At 55.3% G+C, this 1708-nt stretch carries 1 protein-coding gene; it reads right to left on the bottom strand.

Annotation, left to right across the window (positions count from 1 at the left end):
• Window positions 1–44: 44 nt before the first annotated feature.
• Window positions 45–1373, bottom strand: a complete 1329-nt coding sequence (locus tag BJQ17_RS00015) for an IS110-like element ISPpu9 family transposase (RefSeq protein WP_003247474.1) — start codon at window positions 1371–1373, stop codon at window positions 45–47.
• Between the last annotated feature and the right edge of the window lie 335 nt (window positions 1374–1708).

The raw sequence follows: 1708 nt of genomic DNA, 5'->3' as shown, positions 1-1708 counted from the left end.
CCCGCTCTCATCAAACAAAATGCAACCCATTGTTTTCTAAACACTCAAGCGGCCACCAGTTGATACCCCAGTTTCCGGGCTTTGCGAAGCAAAGCCCGGACCTGCCGGTCTTGGCTTCTGGTTTCGAACTCCTCAAGACCTTGTTCAACATAAGCCTGCTTCTTGGTTAACAGGTTGTACACCAGACGTGCCAACTGATGCGCAGTGGCCTTGATGGCGCAGCTGGTATCCATTCGAGTCAGTCTGGCTCGGTGTGATGCACCAATGAAACCCTTGTCGTTACGGGCATTGGATGCGGCCTGCTTGAGTGCTTGAGCTGCTCGATTGACTATTTTGGGCCCGCCACCTGCCAGTCGATGACCGCCGGAAATTCGGGTAGGGGGAGCCAGTCCCAACCAAGAGCAGAAGTGCTGTGAGGACGGGAAGCGTGATAGATCTGTACCGATCTCCCCTGCCAGCACTAATGCAGTGTCCACCCCAATGGTTGGAATTGCGGTTAGGTCCACGCCAAGAGCTTTCCACAATGTCTGATGCAATTCAGTCTGTTGGACACCGTTTCGGTGTGGGCTCCGTAAAGGCTTATTGGATGGCTCTGGCTTGTTTTGCAGCACCGGCAACTGCTCTAACGCGGCTTTTATGGCGTCGTCACAATCAGCAATTTGCTGCTCCAGGAAGTCATAGGCAGCCAATTCCTGAGTTAGCGCATGCAAATGCTCGCGCCGCCAATTGCCATGAAGACTCCGAGCGACAGCCTCCTTGCCTGCCTTGATGCGGCGGTCGGTCAGTTCAGCCAGTTGCACTGGGTCCCGTTCACCTGCGCAGATGGCTCGCAAAATCTTCATGCCAGTTACACCGGAAATATCACTGATGACATTGGCCAGCTGGATGTTCATTTGGCTCATGGCCTTTTGCATACGGTTCAGCGTCTGCGCCTGGTCTTTCACTTTGGAAGCACGCTGCCTGACCAATGACCGGACGCAGCAGGTCAGATCATCGGGGCGGAATGCGCCTCTGAGCAGTCCATGAGTCATCAGCTGCCAAATCCACTGGCAATCCAACACATCTGATTTACGGCCCGTGATTTGCCGAGTTGCTCTGGCATTGACGAGATAAACCTCAAAACCGCGCTCGCTGAGAATCTCGTAAATTGGAATCCAATAAACCCCCGTGGATTCCATGGCAACGACCTTGATCCCCAGGCTTTCAAGCCAGTTAGCCATCTTGAGTAGGTCGTCAGTAAAGGACGTGAACGACTGGACGGGATTTTCGTGCCGGGGATCGACCGCCACGAAATGTTCTCGACCACCGACATCGATCGCCGCGCAATCGGGATGGACGACGGTAAAGCGTTGCTTGGAAGGCTTGCGCGCCATGATGAATCCTCGCAGGATAAAGGGCGCGCGGGGCACACGGTGGCGAAAGGGTTCACTCTCTCATACGTGGTCACAGCTGAATCAGCTGATGCCTACAGGGACTTCACGCCGATACCGTGCGGATCACTCTCCTACGCGGGTGTGCGGACACACACCAGTGCTGGCTACGATCTCTGTCCCGCGCACACGAACCCTAACAAAGCAAAAGGCGGCTGGCCCTACCGGGCCAACCGCCTTTTCTTTTTCAAAATGTCAGCGTCGCTGCGGAACTGAAGCCGTACACCTCATGTTTGCTGCGCGACAGCGCAGCCCGGAAGGGCTGGGTGATCTCCTAC

It is taken from the genome of Pseudomonas sp. NBRC 111139 (assembly GCF_001753955.1).
Taxonomy (GTDB): domain Bacteria; phylum Pseudomonadota; class Gammaproteobacteria; order Pseudomonadales; family Pseudomonadaceae; genus Aquipseudomonas; species Aquipseudomonas alloputida.
The sequence above is the reverse complement of the archived record's forward strand: the minus strand, read 5'-3'. Positions and strand labels throughout refer to the sequence as shown.